The organism is Stenotrophomonas sp. (genome assembly GCF_032099025.1).
Classification (GTDB): Bacteria; Pseudomonadota; Gammaproteobacteria; order Xanthomonadales; family Xanthomonadaceae; genus Stenotrophomonas.
On record NZ_DAMCID010000001.1, the window covers coordinates 93,670 to 111,139 of the forward strand.

Genomic DNA, 17,470 nt, shown 5'->3' on the forward strand with positions numbered 1-17,470 from the left:
CGGCACTGCTCACTCCAGTGCAGTTCCGTACACAGGGGAACACGATGAACGCACCACGTCCGCACGATCCCGCCCCCTTGCTGCGCTCACTGGCGCTGGGCCTGGTCGTACTGCTGTTCAGCGCCTGCGCCAGCGGAGGGGGAGAGCGCGCCGCGCCCGCCGCCGCCGAGACACCGGACTTTCCCGCCCCCGCCCGCGCCTCGTTGAAGGAAGGGATGTTCGTCGACCTGGACAACCTGCGGCTGTTCGCACGCGGCATGAGCAAGCGCCAGCTGTACACCCTGCTGGGCACCCCGCACTTCGGTGAGGGCATGTGGGGCGTACGCGAATGGAACTACCTGTTCAACTTCCGCAGCACGCCCAATGGCGACTACTTCACCTGCCAGTTCCAGGTGCACTTCGACAGCAAGGGCATCGCCCAGGCCGGGTACTGGAAGCCGCAGGCGTGCGCTGCGCTGCTGCAGCCGCCGGTGCCGCCGCCGGCACCGGCCCCGGCGCCGATGCCGACCGAGCCGGTGCGTTTGTCGGCCGATGCGTTGTTCGGTTTCGACAGTGCCTCGTTGACGCCCGCCGGTCGGCGCAGCGTGGACGCATTGCTGCAGCAGGTGCGCGACGCCAGCCAGGTGCAGACCATCCAGGTGGCCGGTTACACCGACCGTATCGGCAACGATGCCTACAACCTGGACCTGTCGCAGCGGCGCGCCGACGCGGTGCGCGAAGCGCTGGTGCAGGGCGGCGTGCCCGCAGCGGCGATCGTCGCCGAAGGGCGCGGCAAGGCGCGGCCCCTGGTGCAGTGCGAGCAGGGCGCGCGGCAGGTGGTGATCGCCTGCCTGGCCCCGAACCGACGCGTCGAAGTGTCCGGCGTGGCACGACCTCGCTGAACCGTACTGCCGAGCAACCGCAGCACCCGATCCGTCCGATGCCCGCCAATGTGCCGTGGCATCGGCACAGCTTGACCCGGCCCGCTGCCGACCGCGGGATGTCTCCCCCGTCATCGCTAAGGTGGCGGCAGGCCGGGTCATCCAGTTCCACGTCTTGCCCCGGCCCGCTGCCGACCGCGGATGTCTCCCCCGTCATCGCTGAGGTGGCAGCGGGCCGGGTCATCTGGTTCCACCCGTGGCACCTGGCCGACACGACCCTCTCCCGTGCCGGACAGCGCAGGGCCTTGGCCTGGCTCGTCGCCTGGTACGCGATCTCTCCCCCGTCGTCAGTGCGCGGCGGCGAGCCCGGTCAATCTGCCTGCATCGACGTGCCGCGTTCGCTGGTGATCTCCGCGCCTTCGCGCATCACCAGGGTGACCGGGGTCTTCTCGACCACCTCCAGCAACCGCTGCCACTGCGCATCGCTGAGCGGTCCGGTGGCATGCAGCACGCGGTGTACCTGCAACCGGCCGGCCGCGCTGCGCGAGGACGACAGTTCGGCTCGGAACTCGCCCAGTGCCCAGCCCTTCTTCTCGGCATACATGCGCAGGGTGATCGCGGTGCAGGCCGAGAGCGCGGCCAGGTACAGCTCGAACGGCGCCATGCCGGCGCCCTGGCCGCCCAGCGTGGCCGGCTCATCGGCCTGCACGTGGTGCGCGCCGGCCTGGATGCTGTGCAGGTAGTTGGGGCCTTCGGAAACAATCTGGACCTGTGCCATGGATAACGCCCTTGCGCCAGCGGAATGGGACGCCGAGCATGCCACGCGCGCCACCACGGCACAGCCAATGGACACGGGATGAAGCGTTGCCCGGGTGTGCGTGATGGCTATTCCACGCCGGGAAGGGTCACTTTCAGCGCGGTCGCCTCGGCCTCGCAGTCCTGCGGCACCACCCCGCTGCCGCGCAGGGCGTTGATCTCGGCACGGGCGGCGGCCATGTCGGCGGTGAAGTCGGCATTGGCGTGCAGCGTGGCCACGGCGCCGGCGGCCACGGCGCGGCCCTGCAGGACATCGCTCTGCCAGTGCGCGTTGCAGATCAGCCGGTTCTCGCCGAAGGCGCGGCCGCGCGCGAGCAACGCGTCGGCCTGGGCAGGGCTGAGTTCGGTGAGCAGCAGCGCCCAGGCCCAGCTGATGGCGGTATGCCCGGAGGGATACGAACCATCGGTGCGCAGCGCGGCCTCGTCGGCCGGCAGGCAGGTGGCTTCCTTGTAGAACACGAAGGGCCGCGTGCGCTTGTAGTGATCCTTGGCCGCATACGTGGCCAACCCTGCATCGACCAGGCTGCGTTGCAGCAGCAGGTACAGCCGCGGCGTGTCCTGCTGGCTGATGGGCACGCCGAGCGCACAGGAGAACGTGCTGGCCACCTGGGGGAAGCGCAGGTCGGCATCGCGGCTGGCGAGCGCGTAGCGTGGGGTGTTCCTGAGCTTCTGCGATGCGCGGCTCACCGCCTGGTCACGCGCGAACCCGGGCGATCCCTTGGCGGGCGGCGGCGGCAACAGCGCCAGGCTGTCGGGCAGGGCACGGCCCAGGTAGCCGGCCGGCACGCCCGGGCGCAGCTCCGGCACGGGTGCAGGCGACGGCGGCAAGGCGGTGGGGATCACTGCCGGCGACGGGCTGCTGAGCGGCCCGGACGCACAGCCGGCCAACAGGGCCGCCACGACCAGCAACGACGTGTTCGACACAGCAGCCATGGTGATCTCCGTTGCGGATGCGCACCTGCAATCTGTCGTCCGCAGGCGGCATGCACAACCGCCTTTCTACGTGGACACCGCCAGTAGTTCTACTGGGACGCGGCGTGGCGCGCGGCATCCTGCAGCGGGAAACGCACCTCGATCCGGGTGCCGCCCAAGGGGCTGGTCCCCACCTGCAGCGTACCGCCGAGCAGGCGCGCGCGCTCTTCCATGCTGATCAGTCCCAGCCCGGGCGCGCGCGTTCCGCGCCCCACCGGCATGCCGACCCCATCGTCGTCCACGCGCAGCAGCAGGTGCTGCCCGCGCACGCAGACCAGCACGTCGGCCACGCTGGCGCGCGCATGCTTGTCCACGTTGTTCAGTGCTTCCTGGACGATGCGGAACAGACTCAGTTCCTGGTCGTCAGCGAGGCGCGGCGGATCTTCGATGCTGCACCGAAGGCGCAGGCGTCCACGTGCATTGCGCTTGATGCAGAACGCATCCAGCGCACTGGCCAGGCCGGTGAAGCGCAGGATGCTGGGGTGCAGTTCGTGCGAGATCGAGCGGATGTCGTTCGACACCGCCAGCAGCTGGTCCTGCAGTTCCACCACGCTGGGACGCTCGGCGGCTGGGATCTGGTTGCGCAGGGTACTCAGGCGGATCGAGATCGCCGCCAGCGACTGGTTCACGTCGTCGTGCAGGTCGCGCGCGATGCGCGTGCGCTCCTCCTCCTGTACCACCAGCATGCGACCGGTCACTTCGCCCAGGCGCTGGTAGGCGCGCTGCAGCTTGAGCCGGTTGGAGAGCTTCTGGTCGGAGAGGGCACCGAGGAACAACAGGGCAAAGCCGGTGCACAGCGTCCACGCCTGGCCGGTGAGCAGGTTGCGCGGTGCGTCCCAGAAGCTGAAGGGGCCGATGCCCTGCACGCCCAGTTGAATGCCCAGCAATGCCACCACCAGCATGCCGATCGACGCGCCGGCGGGGCCGAACACGATCAGGGTCCACACCAGCAGCGGAATCGGGGCCAGGGTGAGCAGCGGGGTGACCACGCCATCCTCCCAGTTGACCGTCCACAGCACGACCAGAAGGCCGAACAGCAGCAGAGCCATGCCCACGGTCCGCCAGTGCCATCCATGCCGTCGCTCCGGTGCGTCGACAATGCGCGCCACGTTGACCAGCATCGGCACCAGCAGGAGGTAACTGACGCTGCTGCTCAAGGCGACTTCGCGCATGGCCACCGGCGACACTGCGGCGGCGCGTCCCCCGGAGGCCAGCGCGTACCACCACGCCCCGCACAGCGGCAGCAGCACACAGGCCAGCAGCATGAACAAGGTCAGGTCCCGATAGTCTTCCAGCGCGGCGCGCTCGCCGCGCCAGCGCTCCAGCAGCCAGGCGACCATGGCCACCATGGCGAACTCACCCACACTGGCCAGCAGCCGCGGCAACGCCGACATGGGCACCAGCAGCAACGACAACACCGTGCCGGCGCACGCCGCGAGAATGCAGCCACGCCATTGCGCGCGCGGCGTGAACAGCAACCACCCCAGCAGCAAGGGGCCGGGAATCCACAGCAGATGATGGTGCAGCTGGGGCAGTTGCGGAACCGTGGGCAGCCACTGGCCAAGCAGGCAGCCAAACAGCAACGGCAGCACATTCGTTAACAGCATGCGCACGTCGAGTGGAGGCGATGTGAAGCGTCGTGGGCGTGGCGCAGGACGGGGGGAGCTGGGACTGTCTGCGGCGATCACACCGCCGCGGTTGACCTGGCTGCTGGCCTGCACTGATCACCTCTCCGGTGGTGCCTGGATCGTCAGCGACGGCGAACGCGCCGCTTGGGTGGGACGGCTTATCGGGTGAGCAACGTATTGTGAGACGTCCTGCGGCCAGCGTTGCGGCGGCGGCTTGTACCCGCGTCGCGCCGGCCGCACAATCGCGCCGATGTAAACAGGTTGAGCTGGTACGCGCTATCCACATTCCGACGCACTGAAGGAGTTGGTGATGGACGAACCGATGTCCCCCTACAGCCGCTTCGTGGTCGATGGCTTCGATGCCGATGCATTGCTGGGGGTGGTACGGGATACCCGTTTCGAGCAGCGGCTGTTGTCAGCCGGCCACTTCCGCGCGTGCGTGCAACGCCTGGTGTTCCCGGAGTTCAGCCTGGACAGCGGTGCATACACGCTGCCGATCTTCGCCAGCGGCAGCTTCAGCCCGGGAATGATCGCGCTGGCACTGGCGGTCACCAGCGCGCAGCCGATGTGGGCCAACGGGCGCTCGATCGAGGCCGGCCAGGTGATGGTGTTCGCCGAGGACAGCGAGTTGAACGTGCGCCCCAGCCCGGGGGGATGGCAGTGGGCGGTGATGTTGATTCCACGCGAGGTCCTGCAGCGGGAAGCGGCCGGCCGGTTGGGCCGTGAACTGCGCCTGCCGCGGGTGGGCTGGTACAGCCGACCGGCCGCGCCACGCGATGCCTGCAACCTGCGCGAAGGGGTGTTCAAGGTGCTGCAGGAGGCGGCGGACTGGGAAGGGCTGGTGTCGCCCGGGCAGCTGGCCGCGCAGGCCCGCCTGCTGCTGGGGGTGTTCATCGACGCGGTGGCGGCGGCGGATGGCGGCCCCGAGCGGCGCGGGCAGAGCAGTTGCAGCGAGCGTCGCCGCGACACGATCGTGCGGCAGGCCGAGGAGTACCTGCGGACGCAGATGGACAGCGTGTATGACAGCCGGGCGCTGTCGGCGACGCTGGGAATCGGTGAGCGGCAGCTGGAGCGGCTGTTCCGTGATGCCTACGGACACGGCCCCTGCCATTGGCACCAGATGGCGCGGCTCAACCTGGCGCGCAGCGCGTTGCTGCACGCGCGGGGCGCGGTGGGGGTGACCGAGATCGCCACCCGCTTCGGCTTCGCCCACCTGGGCCGGTTCTCGGTGATGTACCGGGACGTATTCGGTGAAAGTCCCCGCGATACGCTGCGTGCCTGAACCGTTGCGGGCAACCGTCACAGGTAGTACGACATCACGGCGCCATCACCAATCTGCCCGCATGTTGAATGCGTTGTGCAGAGTCGGCGCGGCCGGCTTGCAGAGCACCTCAATCAGGGGACGATTGATGCCACGGGAGACGACGAAATGCAGGTTTCGTATTCGACGGCGGAGAGCCGACATCGCAGGGTAGTGCTGGCCGACGACCACCGGGTGGTGGCGCAGGGCATCGAGCATCTGCTGGAAGATCAGTTCGATTCGATCGAACTGGTGTCGTCCGGCGAGGAACTGGTGGAGGCGGTCCGGCGCGACCCGCCCGACGTGGTGGTCGCCGACATCAGCATGCCCGGTCTGAGTGGCATCCAGGCGCTGCGCCGGATGCGCGAGGAGGGTTACGTGATGCCGGTGGTATTCCTGACGATGCACGACGAGTCGAGCATGGCCGCCGAGGCGATCCGTGCCGGTGCCCGCGGCTATGTACTCAAAAGTGCCGCGGGCGACGAGCTGGTACGTGCGCTCAACGGGGTGATGTGCGGCCACACCTACGTCACGCCCTCGTTGGCGGCAGACGCCATTACCAGTGCGGGCAGGCGTCAGTACATGCTGACCGACAAGCAGCTGCGCATCCTGGAATACGTGGCGCGCGGGCTGCGTTCGAAGCAGATCGCGTTCGAACTCGGTGTTTCAGTGCGCACGATCGAATCGCACAAGTACGCGATCATGCAGGAACTGGGTGTGCATGGGACGCTGGAACTGGTGCGCAAGGCCGAGCAGGAAGGGCTGATCCGCCACTGACAGGGACGGGCCGTTCGACGCCGGGCAAGTAGATTTACTTGCCCGCGTCCGGTTGTTTTTCCCTTGTTACCGGCGCCGGAGCGGCACACCATCAGGGTACGCGTCGACCTGGCGGGAACCATGAATGCTGTCCGTGTGCTGCTGGCCGAAGACGGCTCTGCCATGGGGCGTCAGCTTCGTGGGCTGCTTTCGGAACAGTTCGAGGTGATCGGACTTGTCCAGGATGGCGCGTCGCTGGTCAAGGCCGCGCAGAGCATGTTGCCCGATGTGGTGGTGACCGATATCGCCATGCCCGAACTCAACGGGCTGGAGGCAGCGCGCCGCCTGCGGCTGCACCGGCCCGTGCTGGGCGTGGTGTTCATCACCGTGCATGCCGAGCCGCAGATGGTGGAGCAGGCCATGGCACTGGGACCGTGCAGCTACGTGCTCAAGTCCGATGCCGGCGATGACCTGACGCTGGCCGTGCTGGCCGCGCTGCGCGGCGAGCCGTTCGTGTCACGCTCTCTGTAAGGCCGCGCCTTCCGCGCTCAGACCAGGATGCCGGCCAGCTTGGCCACCAGCTCGTCGACCGACATCGCCAGCAGCACCAGCGGGAGCAGGGGCAACGCGGCGGGGAGGGCGATCCACAGCAGGTTCCAGCGCGTCAGCGGAACCACCGACATTGCCACGACGCCCTGGTAGACGCCGCTGAAGTCCGCATAGGCCGAGGCGTCGTTGTGGTCGAGCAGTGACTCGGCGCCGGCGGTGAGGTCGCTGGCGGCGCGCCATCGCGCATCGAACACGCTGGCGGCACGGTTGCCCAGCGCATCGAAGCGGTACAGCGCGTGCCGACGCGTGCGGATCAGCGCCGGCGTGAGCAGAAGCAGCGGGGCCACCAAAAGCAGGGTCACGCCCACCACATAGCCGGCCAGCAGATGGCGTTGGTCGTACAGGGACAGTCCGAGGTAGGTGGTGTGGTTGAGGCTGGCGCCCGCCAGGATCAGACCGCCGGCGGCCGCAAGGATGCTGAAGCGCTCCTGGGCCAGGCCCAGGAATGCCAGCCCACCGCTGCGGTCGGGATGCTCGGCGTGCAGTGCCAGGCCAACGGAGGGCAGGCGCAACAGCAGCATCGTCCACAGCGCGAAGCGCCACAACCACAGCAGGCCGACCAGCCGGAACAATGGCATGCCCACCCAGGCATACCACTGGCCGGCCGGGGTCAGCGTGCCCCCCTGCAGGCGCCAGTCGGTCACGCCCGGCAGCAGGCTGACCGCGCCGCCCTCCACGCACAGGGGGGCGAACGCGAGCGCGATGCAGACCAGTTCGGGCCAGCGGCTGTCGCGGCAGCGGCGGACGCGGTGCAGCAGGGCCTGCAGGCGTGGCTGGCGACGCGGATGGACCAGGCTGGCCTGCGCGAGCTGACGCAGGGCGCTGCGCAGCAGAGCGTCGGCGCGGGGAGCGGCGAGGATCAACAACGGCAATGCCAGCAGCAGGCGGGCCAGGGTGGCGTAGTCGCCCAGCAGGGCCATCGCCGGCGGCCTGGGCCATAGCATGCCGCCGGCATGGGCCAGCACCAGCATCGGCAGCAGACTGACGACCACCAGCACGGCGGCCAGCCACCAGGACAGCCGCCGGGTACGGTGCAGGGCGCCGCTGGCATGCAGCAGCCGGTGTACCAGTCCACCCTGCATCAGTGAGTAGTTGTCCTGGGTCATGCCGTGGCGCCGCGCAGGGAGGGGGTGCGACCACGCAGTGGCGTGAGTCGCGCGCCCCGAGCATACCGCCGCGTGCCCGCGCCGCCGGCGCAGTAAAAATACTGATGCCGGTGCAGTACCAATCCCGATGTGCGCATGGGCCACTGCCGCCAAGCTGGAATCCTGTCGCATGGAATCCGGCAATGCTCCTGGTCATCGATTTCCTGACGCGCTTCTGGACGGACATGGTCGATCGCGCCGACGGGCCGATGACGTTCCGGTTCTTCCTGCAACCGACGATGGCGCTGATCACCGCGCTGATCGACGGGGTGCGTGACGCGCGCGCGGGCAAGCAGCCGTATGCCTGGCTGATGGCGCACAGCGACGCGCAGCAGCGGCTGGGTGCCTGGCGCGAGGGCGTGACGGCGACCATGCGCATCCTGCTGCTCGGGGTGGCGATGGACGTGATCTACCAGGTTCGCATGTACGGCGGTTTCAAGTACCCGCTTGAGGCCTTCGTGATCGCGGTGGTGCTGGGCTTCGTACCGTACGTAATCCTGCGCGGGCCGTTCAACCGGCTGGCCGGTCGATGGCTGCGCCGCCACCCTTCCTCCGGCAAGGATACCCAGCCATGACCGAGAAAGACCCGGCCCGGGCACTGACAGAACGCGCCATCACCCTGAAGGAGGCGCAGCAGACACTGGGTGGCGCCGATGCGGCATCGCTGGAGCTGTCGTCGCGGCGCACCGGCATGTCGTTCCAGCGCACCCGCATGAGCGCAGACCGCACGCTGATGTCGATCATCCGCACGGCGCTGTCGCTGATCGGCTTCGGCTTCACCATCTTCCAGTTCTTCGGCCACATGCTGCAGGTGCCTGGCTCCACGCTGCGCCCGCACGCGCCGCGCAACTTCGGCGTGGCCCTGGTGGCGCTGGGACTGGTGCTGCTCACGCTGGGCATCGTTTACCACCTGCGCTACATGCAGGGCCTGCGCGCCGAGCGCCAGCTGATGATCCATGAGGGGCTGGTGCACGGCGAAAGCCACTATCCGGTGTCGCTCACCCTGATCACCGCGGGCCTGCTGTGGCTGCTGGGGGTGCTGGCGATTGCCGGGATGACCTTCAACCTGGCGCCGTTCGGATGAGCGCGCCCTCCACGGAGAGGACTGCATGAGTGCCGTTGCCGACACGATGATCGAGATCCAGGGAGGCCTTTTCATGATGGGCTCCAACGACCACTATCCGGAAGAGCGCCCGGCGCACAAGGTGCGGGTAGGGCCGTTCCGGATCGATCGGTACCCGGTGACCAACCGCGAATTCTCGCGCTTCATCCGTGCCACCGGCTACCTGACCGCCGCCGAGCGGCCGGCCGACCCGCGCGATTATCCGGGCGCGGACCCGTCGTTGCTGGTGCCGTCGTCGGTGGTGTTCGTGCAGCCGTCGCATCCGGTGGACATGTCCAACACGCACAACTGGTGGCACTACATCGCCGGCGCCGACTGGCGCCATCCGCGCGGCCCGCATACCGGGCTGGACGGTCTGGATGATCACCCGGTGGTGCACCTCAACTACGCCGATGCGCAGGCCTACGCCGCGTGGATCGGCAAGGACCTGCCGACCGAGGCGGAATGGGAGTTCGCCGCGCGCGGCGGCAATGACAGCGGCGAGTTCGCCTGGGGCGAAACGTTGACGGTGCGCGGCCGGCACCAGGCCAATACCTGGCAGGGCGAGTTCCCCTGGCTCAACCTGGACGAGGACGGCCACCGCTGGACGTCGCCGGTAGGCAGCTTCGCGCCCAACGGCTATGGCCTGTACGACATGATCGGCAATGTCTGGGAATGGACCAGCGACTGGTATCAGCAGCACGACCAGATACAGGGCAAGCCATGCTGCGCGATGGACAACCCGCGCGGCGGCGAACGCCAGCGCAGCCATGATCCACGCGACCGCAGCGCCGTTCCGCGGCGGGTGATGAAGGGCGGTTCGCACCTGTGCGCGCCGAACTACTGCCGGCGCTACCGCCCGGCGGCACGCATGGCCCAGCCCATCGACACCTCCACCTGCCACCTCGGCTTCCGGTGCGTGGAGCGGTGATACGGACCTGATATGACAACCCAGCGCGAGGTGATTGCCATGCATCGAACGACTGTCTGCCACTACCGCCGTCCCACGCTGGCGTGTTCGGTGCTGCTGGGCGCACTGGCGCTGGTTGCGGCGCTGCCGGCGCACGCGGTGGAGGGTGGGTTGGGACGCTCGATCACCGGGATGCAGATCACCTCGTATGTCGGCGTCATTCCCCCCGAGCCGGGCATGCAGTGGTCGCTCAGCTACGTGCACTACGACGGCAGGATCGGCGGCAGCCGACCGGCGCCGATTGCCGGGCAGGTATCGCTGGGCCTGGAGGCGGATGTCAGCCTGACCGCGGCGACCGGGGTCTACGTCTGGCCGACCAAGGCCGGCAAGTGGAACTTCGGCTCGATGCTGACGGTGCCGTACATCACCGCCGATGTCACCGCCAACCTGCAGGGGCCGCTGGGCAACCAGGTGCGGGTGCAGGACAGTGCGTCCAACCTGTTCGACGTGTACTTCGCACCCGTGATCGCCGGCTACCACATCGATCCGGTCCAGCACGTCTCGTTCGGGCTGTACGTGTACGCGCCCACGGCCAAATACACCCCGGGCAAGCTGGCCAATCCGGGATTGAACGTCTGGACCGTGTCGCCGGCGGTCGGTTACACCCACCTGTTCCAGAAGGGCACGCTGGAGTTCAGCGTGCTGGGCGGCATGGACTGGTACAGCCGCAACGACGATACCGACTACAAGAACGGCCTGGTCCTGCGCACCGACGCCCTGCTCGTGAAGCGCACGGCCAGCGGCTGGGGCTTCGGTGCCGCCGGCGGCTGGCTGCAGCAGGTGCAGGACGATGACGGCGACATCGCCGACCGGCTCAATGGCTTCAAGGGACGCTCCTTCGGCCTGGGTCCGGTGCTGACCTACGGCAAAAAGTGGTCCGGCGGCGAACACGTGGACGTGTCGTTCCGCTACCTCAGCGAGTTCAGCGTGCGTAACCGCTTCGAGGGTGATCCCTGGAGCCTGTCGATCAGCGCCGGTTTCTGACCTGCCGTATTCCCGCCGTTTCCGCCTGGAGAAATGCTCATGGCAACCCCTGCAACGTCGCTTGGATGCGCCGCCTCGCTGCTGATCGCAGCGCTTGGCGTCGGCTCCGTGGCATCGGCGGCCACGCCGAGGCCCGCCGCGCCGTCGGCGGCCAGTCCGGCCGCCGCTGTCCGCGATCCACAGGCACTGGCCGCGCTTGATCGGATGGGGGTGGCGTTGCGCGCGCTCAAGCAGTTCCAGCTCACCTCCGAGGCCAGCACCGAGCTGGTGCTCGAGGATGGCCAGAAGGTCGAACTGGACGGGGTGGTGACCTACAAGGTCAAGACGCCCAACCAGCTGTTCCTGGAGCTGAGCAGCGACCGCCAGCTGCGGCAATTGATCTATGACGGCAAGACGCTCACCGTCTACTCGCCACGGACGAAATATTACGCGCAGGTGGATGGCCTCAGTTCGACACTGGGCGAACTGGTCGAAACGGCCGCCACCCGCTATGGCATCGAGATGCCGCTGGCGGACATGTTCCTGTGGGGTACCGACAAGGCGCCCCAGGATGCCATTCGCAGCGCACTGCATATCGGCGGGGGCAAGATCGATGGCGACGCCGTCGAGCAGTACGCCTTCCAGCAGGATGACGTGGACTGGCAGATCTGGATCTCCACGGCCAGCGGGTTGCCACGCAAGCTGGTCATCAACTCGCTGGACGATCCCGCCCAGCCCCAGTACCGCGCCCGCCTGCGCTGGGACACGCGCACGCCGGTAGTGGCCACGGCCTTCCAGTTCGATCCGCCCGCCGATGCGGCGCGGATCAAACTGGTGCCGGCCGAGGTGGCAGTGGTGGTTCCCGATGCTGGCCAGGAGAAGTGACATGCGCAGCGTGCCGATTGCTCGAAACGTAGTGCTGGCCTGTGCCGGTTGCCTGTTGCTGGTGGTGTCCATTGGCATCGAGACGGCAGGAGCCCAACGCGGCCATCGCGGCGGTGGCGGGGGCGCCGGGGCGGCCCGCGCCAGCGCGCACAGCAGCGTCAACCGGCCGGCGCAACGGCCCCATGGCGGCGGAGAGATGCAGCATCGCCCGGCGCAGCATCCGCAGGGCGGCGGCAACATCAACCGCAACGTCAACCACGATGGAAATCGCACCGTCGATCGCAACGTGAACCGCAACGTGAACCGCGATGTCAATGTCGACGTGGACTACCACGACGATCATTGGAACCGCTACGACGACCATCCCTTCGCCACTGCTGCGGCGGTCACCGCCGGGGTGGCGATCACCTCGGCGGTGATCGGGTCGATCGTCTACTCGGTGCCGCCCAGCTGCGTCACCACCGTGGTCAATGGCATGGCCTACCAGCAATGTGGCAGTACCTGGTACGAGCCGCGCTACAGCGGTACGACGGTGCAGTATGTGGTGATCAATCCGCCGCGTTGACGGCACAACGGAGGGCGCGTTGGCGGCGGCCCTGGCGGGGCCATCAGGCTCGACTGGTTTCGAGGGGGGTGCGACTGGGAGAGGAGTTGCATGGCTGCAATGAATCAGGACGACGGCGCTGACAGCCGCGCAGTACAACTTCTGTGCGCGGTCTTCGAAGCCGTGCCGATGGCGCTGCTGCTGGTCGATCCGGAGGGGACGATCCGCCATGCCAACCACCGCGCCGCGTCGCTGTTCGATTACGAGCGGCACGACATGGCGGGGCTGGCGTGTACGCAGCTGTTGCCGGACGCGAGCAGCGAGGTCCGCACGGGCCGCGCGTCGGTGCCGGTGTCGTCGCCGCGGCGTTCAGCGGGAAACGACCTCATGGCCCGACGCCGCAGCGGCGACGAGTTTCCGGCCGAACTGCTGGTGCACGCCTTGGCGCTGGAGGGCAGGCCCCACTTCGTGCTGGCGGTGAACGACCTGGCGGAGATGCGCAACGCGGAACGCGAGGTCGCCGCGGAGCGCGAAAGCATGGCGCATATGTCTCGGGTCACCCTGGTGGGCGAAATCTCCGGCTCGCTGGCCCATGAGCTCAACCAGCCACTGGCCGCCATCCTCAGCAATGCGCAGGCGGCGCTGCGGCTGCTGCGCCGCGACCCGGGCGAGATCACGGACATCCGCGAGATACTCGAGGACATCGTCGAGAATGATCGCCGCGCAGGGGAAGTGATCAGCCGCCTGCGCAGCCTGTTGCGCCGGGAGTTCCGCAGCTTTGGACCGCTGGTCGTCGATGAGCTGGTGCACGATTCCATCCGCATCATCCGCAATGACCTGATCAATCGCGGCGTGGAGTACCGCCTGGACCTCGGGGTGCCGATCAGCCGGGTGCAGGGCGACCCCGTGCAGCTGCAGCAGGTGCTGCTCAATCTGGTCCTCAACGCCTGCGATGCCATGGAGGGGCAGCCCAGGCGGGTGCTCACGCTGCGCACCGAGGCCGCGGACGCCGGTTGGATCCGGGTGGAGGTGTGCGATACCGGTCCCGGCATCCACGCGGAGCGGCTGGAGTCCATCTTCCTGCCGTTCCAGTCCACCAAGCTCGATGGCATGGGCATGGGGCTGGCGATCTGCCGCACCCTGTTGCGTGCGCATGGAGGGCGCATCCACGCCGCCAACCTGGCAGGCGGTGGAGCGGTGTTCTGCGTAGAACTTCCCATTCTGGAGTAAGGCCATGAACGCACTGGTACATGTCGTCGACGATGATCCCGATGTGCTGACTGCCTTGGGACGCTGCTTGAAGGCCGATGGGCTGGACGTCTCGCTGAGTGCCTCCCCCGAGCAGTTCCTCACCCGCTACGACCCCACGCTGGCGGGGTGCGTGGTGCTCGACCTGAACATGCCGGGCATGGATGGGTTGGCCGTGCAGCGCCTGCTGGCTGCCTTCGGTGAGCCGCCGTCACTGATCTTCGTGAGCGCCACCGCGGATGTGCCCAGCTGCGCCAGCGCGATGCGCGCCGGTGCGCTCGACTTTCTGACCAAGCCGGTCGATGCCGCCGTTCTGCTGGCCGCGGTGCGGCACGGCATCGACGTGGATGCGGATGCGCGCGTGCGTCGCAGTGGCGAGCACCTCGCCGCGCAGTGCTACAGCGCGCTGACCCCGCGCGAGCGGCAGGTGCTGCCACACATCATCGGCGGTCGGTTGAACAAGCAGATCGCCGCCGACCTGGGCATTTCGCTGAAGACCGCCAAGGTGCACCGCAGCCGGATCATGCAGAAGTTCGGGGTGCGCTCGGTGGCCGCGCTGGTGCGGCAGGCAGAGCGCGCGCATGTGGCGTGTGCCGCCTTCTAGGCACGGACGCCTCACGCCATCGCCATGACCATGACCGTTCCCCACGTCGTCAGCAGCAGATGGGCGATGGCCACCGATCCGGAATAGCCGATGACCGGAATCGAACTGCCGGTCTTCTCCTGCAGCGCCGCCAGCGCGGCGGTGAAGGTCTGCGCACCGGAGATCGCACCGAGCAGCAGTACCGGCGGGATCTTCAGTACCTTGCGGCCAAACCACAACCCGCTCAGCAGCGGCGCCATGGTGACGACCAGGCCGCCCAGGAACAGGCCCAGCCCATGCTGCTGCACGGCCTCCACGAAGTGCGGGCCGGCGCCCAGTCCCACCATGGCCACGAAGGCAGCCAGGCCGTAGGACTGCATCAGCTTGACCGCGCTGTCCGGCACCCGGGCGAACAGGGGCCGGCGCGCGCGCAGGTGTCCGGTCACGATTCCGCCGAGCAGTGCACCGACGCTGGAACCGATGCTGACCGAGACATTGCCGATGGGGACCACCGCCACGATGCCGAACACCGCGCCGAGGAAGATCGCCAGGCCGACAGCGACGAAATCGGTGGCATCGGTACTGTGGACGATCTGCCCCAGTTCGGCGGCCGCGCGCTCCACGGCCGGCTCCGGACCCACCAACAGCAGCACGTCCCCGCGTTCCACGGTGGTCTGGGTGCCGATCGGCATCTTCTGGCCGTTGCGCAGGATCCAGCGCAGGAATACCGCGCGCACCGCGTCGCCCGTGGCGATGTCCTGCAGGGTGCGCCCGGCCCACGTGGCCTTGTTGACCAGCACCTGGTGCGACGCCAGCGGCACATCCAGCAGCGCCGGGTCATCGACTTCGTCGGCGCGGTCGCCCAGCAGCTCCACCAATGCATGCCGGTGACCGCCAACGGCCACCAGGTCGCCGGCACGCAGGCGCGTGTCCGGCGTGGGTTCGAGCAGCAGGCCGTCGCGGCGGATGCGGTAGACGAACAGGCGCGCATCCGACAGGTGGCGCTCGGCGTCGGCCACGCTGCGGCCGGCAATCGGCATGCTGGCGACGATCCGGTAGGCACGCGTCTCGAACGGCTGCCAGGCCGAACTGATCCCCATGCGGGTCCGCTCGATGCCATGCTGCCGCTCCAGCGCCAGCGATTCCTCCACCAGCTGGCTGCGCAGCAGACGCGGTCCGATGACGTTGCAGGTGAAGATCACGCCCAGCGCGCCACCGACGTAGCACAGCGCATCGGCCACGCCGACATGGGCCATGTAGCGGGCCTTGAGCGTATCGTCGATGGGCAGCCGCTGGATGGCTTCGGTGGCGGTGCCTATGGCCGGGGACTCGGTCAGCGCGCCGGACATCATGCCGGCGGCCAGCCCCGGGTCGAGCTTCAGGGCGCGCGCCACGACCAGTGCCACCAGCAGGCCGACCACCGGCATGAACACGCCCAGGACCGCATAGCGCCAGCCATCGCCCTTCATCGCCGGGGCAAAGCGCGGGCCCACTTCGTAGCCGATGCCGAACAGGAACAGCAGGAACACCAGCGACTTGGCGGTGGCCGCGACCGGTACCTCGAACGCCCAGCCCAGCAGCATGCCGGCGAGCAGCGAACCGGTCACCCCGCCCAACTGGAAGCCGCGCAGCGTGATGCCGCCCACCCAGTAGCCCAACGCCAGCGCCAGGTACACCGCCAGCTCAGGGTAGTGGGTCAGGGTCGAAGCAAGCCAGGCCATGCGAAGCTCCTTGCCGACCCGGTTCAGAGGCTGGGCGGGTCGTAGTAGATCAACAGCCGGAGGTCGTCCAGGTCGGTGGACTGCGGGTCCTTCTGTGTCACATGCGCATAGCGCACGCGCAGGGTCAGGCCTTTGAGCGCACCCTCGGCGACGGCCCACTGGGCATTGAGGTTGTACTCGTCCTTGGCGTACTCGGTAAGCGCGTCGGGATCAGAACCGTCCACATACAGTGCGTACAGGCTCAGTCCTTTCACCGATTCGAACGCGTACGCGGCGCGCAGCAACCAGGCGCCTTCCCCGTTGCGGTTGAAATCCTCGACCTGCACGCTGGTGTAGCCGGGGTAGCCGCTCCATGGATTCTGCATGTTGGTGCCGCCGCTCGCGCGGGTGTAACCGGTGGTGAACAACGCGCCCTTGTAGCCCAGTTCCGCCTTGCCGCCCCACTGGCGGGCGGAGAATTCCTCGCCACGCAGCAGGTTGTCGCCGGCGCTGTCCTGGTCGGAGTACTGCAGGGCGAAGGTCAGTTTGCTGCTGTCGCCGAGCGGGAAGGCGTATTTTCCCTCGGTGTAGAAAATGCTGATGATGTCGTTGCTGTGGTAGTAGATGGCACCGGCGCTCGCGTTGCCCTGCTTGTAGTTGGCGCCCAGCGTATACACGCCGCGCTTGACCCAGTCGGGTGCACCGGCGTCCTTGGCCATCGACACGAAGTCGTCGGCATTGCGTTCCTTGATCTTGTCGAAGTAGCCGCCGCCGACGCGCCACTCCGGTGCACCGTTTTCGCCACCGTACAGGCCCTGCACGGTCAGCGCCTGGAAGGTATTGGGGGTCATTCGGGCGTCGTTGCGGTTGACGTAAGGCGTATCGATGCCGAACCGCCCAAGCTTGAGGTGGGTGTCGTCGTTGAGAAGGACATCGCCGTAGACTTCACCCAGCACCGTATAGCCCTCCTGCCCGGGTTTGAGCAGCAGGGTGCCGTCCTTGTCGTCCGGCCCGTACAGGCGCTGCGAGGTGTAGCCCGTGGCGCCCAGGGCGACGCGTTCCCTGAAGTAGCCGGTCTTGAAGCCGGCCGAACCGCCCAGCGCCCAGGCCGTGCTCTCGCTGTTGTCGTACTTGTCGCGGTCCAGATAGAACGTGCGTGCCTGCACGTCGAAGGTGGTGTCTTCCCAGGCCTTGCGTCGGGTCTCGCGGATCCATGCGGCGCGATCGCGCGGGCCGAACGCTTCGTCGAGCGGGGTCTGGCCCTGCTCGACGGAGCTTTCGGGCGGGTCGTCGGTCGTCTCCGCCGCCGGCGATGCGTTCGCCTGCGCCATGGCCAGGCCAGGCAGCAGCATCGCCGCAGCGGTCAACAGATACTGGATCGGCTTCATG

At 68.0% G+C, this 17,470-nt stretch carries 18 protein-coding genes; 12 read left to right on the forward strand and 6 right to left on the reverse strand.

Annotation, left to right across the window (positions count from 1 at the left end; genetic code table 11):
* Positions 1–44: 44 nt before the first annotated feature.
* On the forward strand, positions 45–881 hold the full coding sequence (locus RT456_RS00450; RefSeq protein WP_313340994.1) for an OmpA family protein: 837 nt from the start codon (positions 45–47) through the stop codon (positions 879–881).
* 349 nt (positions 882–1,230) lie between these two features.
* Here RT456_RS00450 and RT456_RS00455 read toward each other — a convergent pair whose 3' ends face one another.
* The 3 genes from RT456_RS00455 to RT456_RS00465 all read right to left on the reverse strand — a co-directional run bounded on the left by RT456_RS00455 (position 1,231) and on the right by RT456_RS00465 (position 4,255).
* On the reverse strand, positions 1,231–1,638 hold the full coding sequence (locus RT456_RS00455; protein WP_313340997.1) for an OsmC family protein: 408 nt from the start codon (positions 1,636–1,638) through the stop codon (positions 1,231–1,233).
* A gap of 107 nt (positions 1,639–1,745) precedes the next feature.
* The gene (locus tag RT456_RS00460; protein ID WP_313340999.1) at positions 1,746–2,609 is read right to left on the reverse strand and encodes a phosphatase PAP2 family protein; all 864 of its coding nucleotides are present in this window, start codon (positions 2,607–2,609) and stop codon (positions 1,746–1,748) included.
* A gap of 89 nt (positions 2,610–2,698) precedes the next feature.
* A complete protein-coding gene (locus RT456_RS00465) occupies positions 2,699–4,255 on the reverse strand; it encodes a sensor histidine kinase (protein ID WP_313341001.1) in 1,557 nt (518 codons plus the stop codon).
* Positions 4,256–4,586: 331 nt separating this feature from the next.
* Here RT456_RS00465 and RT456_RS00470 point away from each other — a divergent pair, with 331 nt between their 5' ends.
* From RT456_RS00470 to RT456_RS00480, 3 genes are all read left to right on the forward strand, one after another.
* Positions 4,587–5,558, forward strand: coding sequence for a helix-turn-helix domain-containing protein (locus RT456_RS00470; RefSeq protein ID WP_313341005.1), 972 nt, complete (start codon positions 4,587–4,589; stop codon positions 5,556–5,558).
* Positions 5,559–5,705: 147 nt separating this feature from the next.
* On the forward strand, positions 5,706–6,353 hold the full coding sequence (locus RT456_RS00475; protein WP_313341007.1) for a response regulator transcription factor: 648 nt from the start codon (positions 5,706–5,708) through the stop codon (positions 6,351–6,353).
* 120 nt (positions 6,354–6,473) lie between these two features.
* Positions 6,474–6,863 carry a response regulator transcription factor gene (locus tag RT456_RS00480; protein WP_313341009.1) on the forward strand — a complete coding sequence of 130 codons (390 nt, stop codon included), beginning with the start codon at positions 6,474–6,476 and terminating at the stop codon, positions 6,861–6,863.
* 17 nt (positions 6,864–6,880) lie between these two features.
* Here RT456_RS00480 and RT456_RS00485 read toward each other — a convergent pair whose 3' ends face one another.
* Positions 6,881–8,047: a hypothetical protein gene (locus tag RT456_RS00485; protein WP_313341012.1), complete on the reverse strand. Its 1,167-nt coding sequence runs from the start codon at positions 8,045–8,047 to the stop codon at positions 6,881–6,883.
* A gap of 182 nt (positions 8,048–8,229) precedes the next feature.
* Here RT456_RS00485 and RT456_RS00490 point away from each other — a divergent pair, with 182 nt between their 5' ends.
* The 8 genes from RT456_RS00490 (at position 8,230) to RT456_RS00525 (ending at position 14,402) form a co-directional block, all read left to right on the forward strand.
* Positions 8,230–8,661, forward strand: a complete 432-nt coding sequence (locus RT456_RS00490; protein WP_313341015.1) for a hypothetical protein — start codon at positions 8,230–8,232, stop codon at positions 8,659–8,661.
* Positions 8,658–9,170 carry a DUF202 domain-containing protein gene (locus tag RT456_RS00495; RefSeq protein ID WP_313341018.1) on the forward strand — a complete coding sequence of 171 codons (513 nt, stop codon included), beginning with the start codon at positions 8,658–8,660 and terminating at the stop codon, positions 9,168–9,170. The genes RT456_RS00490 and RT456_RS00495 overlap by 4 nt, the downstream gene beginning before the upstream one ends.
* Positions 9,171–9,195: 25 nt before the next feature.
* Entirely contained in the window at positions 9,196–10,119 is a 924-nt protein-coding gene (locus RT456_RS00500) for a formylglycine-generating enzyme family protein (RefSeq protein WP_313341020.1), read from the forward strand.
* Positions 10,120–10,158: 39 nt separating this feature from the next.
* Positions 10,159–11,142 carry a transporter gene (locus RT456_RS00505; RefSeq protein ID WP_313341022.1) on the forward strand — a complete coding sequence of 328 codons (984 nt, stop codon included), beginning with the start codon at positions 10,159–10,161 and terminating at the stop codon, positions 11,140–11,142.
* A 39-nt stretch (positions 11,143–11,181) separates the two neighbouring features.
* Positions 11,182–12,006 (forward strand): DUF2092 domain-containing protein, encoded by an 825-nt coding sequence (locus tag RT456_RS00510; RefSeq protein ID WP_313341025.1) that lies wholly within the window; start codon positions 11,182–11,184, stop codon positions 12,004–12,006.
* A gap of 1 nt (position 12,007) precedes the next feature.
* Positions 12,008–12,571: a hypothetical protein gene (locus RT456_RS00515; RefSeq protein ID WP_313341028.1), complete on the forward strand. Its 564-nt coding sequence runs from the start codon at positions 12,008–12,010 to the stop codon at positions 12,569–12,571.
* Positions 12,572–12,661: 90 nt separating this feature from the next.
* Complete coding sequence (locus RT456_RS00520) at positions 12,662–13,780, forward strand: ATP-binding protein (RefSeq protein ID WP_313341031.1); 1,119 nt, start codon at positions 12,662–12,664, stop codon at positions 13,778–13,780.
* Positions 13,781–13,784: 4 nt separating this feature from the next.
* Positions 13,785–14,402 carry a response regulator gene (locus RT456_RS00525; RefSeq protein WP_313341033.1) on the forward strand — a complete coding sequence of 206 codons (618 nt, stop codon included), beginning with the start codon at positions 13,785–13,787 and terminating at the stop codon, positions 14,400–14,402.
* Between the two features lie 11 nt (positions 14,403–14,413).
* Here RT456_RS00525 and RT456_RS00530 read toward each other — a convergent pair whose 3' ends face one another.
* Together RT456_RS00530 and RT456_RS00535 are read right to left on the reverse strand one after the other, a co-directional pair.
* Positions 14,414–16,102, reverse strand: a complete 1,689-nt coding sequence (locus RT456_RS00530; RefSeq protein ID WP_313341036.1) for a TrkA C-terminal domain-containing protein — start codon at positions 16,100–16,102, stop codon at positions 14,414–14,416.
* A gap of 23 nt (positions 16,103–16,125) precedes the next feature.
* Positions 16,126–17,469 carry an OprD family outer membrane porin gene (locus RT456_RS00535; RefSeq protein WP_313341039.1) on the reverse strand — a complete coding sequence of 448 codons (1,344 nt, stop codon included), beginning with the start codon at positions 17,467–17,469 and terminating at the stop codon, positions 16,126–16,128.
* Position 17,470: the final 1 nt, after the last annotated feature.

Excerpts from the sequence above, each read along its gene's own strand:
- RT456_RS00485 (WP_313341012.1), bottom strand. The coding sequence starts at position 8,047 with ATGACCCAGGACAACTACTCACTGATGCAGGGTGGACTGGTACACCGG.
- RT456_RS00510 (WP_313341025.1), top strand. The coding sequence starts at position 11,182 with ATGGCAACCCCTGCAACGTCGCTTGGATGCGCCGCCTCGCTGCTGATC.
- RT456_RS00460 (WP_313340999.1), bottom strand. The coding sequence starts at position 2,609 with ATGGCTGCTGTGTCGAACACGTCGTTGCTGGTCGTGGCGGCCCTGTTG.
- RT456_RS00480 (WP_313341009.1), top strand. The coding sequence starts at position 6,474 with ATGAATGCTGTCCGTGTGCTGCTGGCCGAAGACGGCTCTGCCATGGGG.
- RT456_RS00465 (WP_313341001.1), bottom strand. The coding sequence starts at position 4,255 with ATGCTGTTAACGAATGTGCTGCCGTTGCTGTTTGGCTGCCTGCTTGGC.
- RT456_RS00535 (WP_313341039.1), bottom strand. The coding sequence starts at position 17,469 with ATGAAGCCGATCCAGTATCTGTTGACCGCTGCGGCGATGCTGCTGCCT.
- RT456_RS00495 (WP_313341018.1), top strand. The coding sequence starts at position 8,658 with ATGACCGAGAAAGACCCGGCCCGGGCACTGACAGAACGCGCCATCACC.
- RT456_RS00515 (WP_313341028.1), top strand. The coding sequence starts at position 12,008 with ATGCGCAGCGTGCCGATTGCTCGAAACGTAGTGCTGGCCTGTGCCGGT.
- RT456_RS00500 (WP_313341020.1), top strand. The coding sequence starts at position 9,196 with ATGAGTGCCGTTGCCGACACGATGATCGAGATCCAGGGAGGCCTTTTC.
- RT456_RS00520 (WP_313341031.1), top strand. The coding sequence starts at position 12,662 with ATGGCTGCAATGAATCAGGACGACGGCGCTGACAGCCGCGCAGTACAA.
- RT456_RS00530 (WP_313341036.1), bottom strand. The coding sequence starts at position 16,102 with ATGGCCTGGCTTGCTTCGACCCTGACCCACTACCCTGAGCTGGCGGTG.
- RT456_RS00475 (WP_313341007.1), top strand. The coding sequence starts at position 5,706 with ATGCAGGTTTCGTATTCGACGGCGGAGAGCCGACATCGCAGGGTAGTG.
- RT456_RS00450 (WP_313340994.1), top strand. The coding sequence starts at position 45 with ATGAACGCACCACGTCCGCACGATCCCGCCCCCTTGCTGCGCTCACTG.
- RT456_RS00490 (WP_313341015.1), top strand. The coding sequence starts at position 8,230 with ATGCTCCTGGTCATCGATTTCCTGACGCGCTTCTGGACGGACATGGTC.
- RT456_RS00455 (WP_313340997.1), bottom strand. The coding sequence starts at position 1,638 with ATGGCACAGGTCCAGATTGTTTCCGAAGGCCCCAACTACCTGCACAGC.
- RT456_RS00470 (WP_313341005.1), top strand. The coding sequence starts at position 4,587 with ATGGACGAACCGATGTCCCCCTACAGCCGCTTCGTGGTCGATGGCTTC.
- RT456_RS00505 (WP_313341022.1), top strand. The coding sequence starts at position 10,159 with ATGCATCGAACGACTGTCTGCCACTACCGCCGTCCCACGCTGGCGTGT.
- RT456_RS00525 (WP_313341033.1), top strand. The coding sequence starts at position 13,785 with ATGAACGCACTGGTACATGTCGTCGACGATGATCCCGATGTGCTGACT.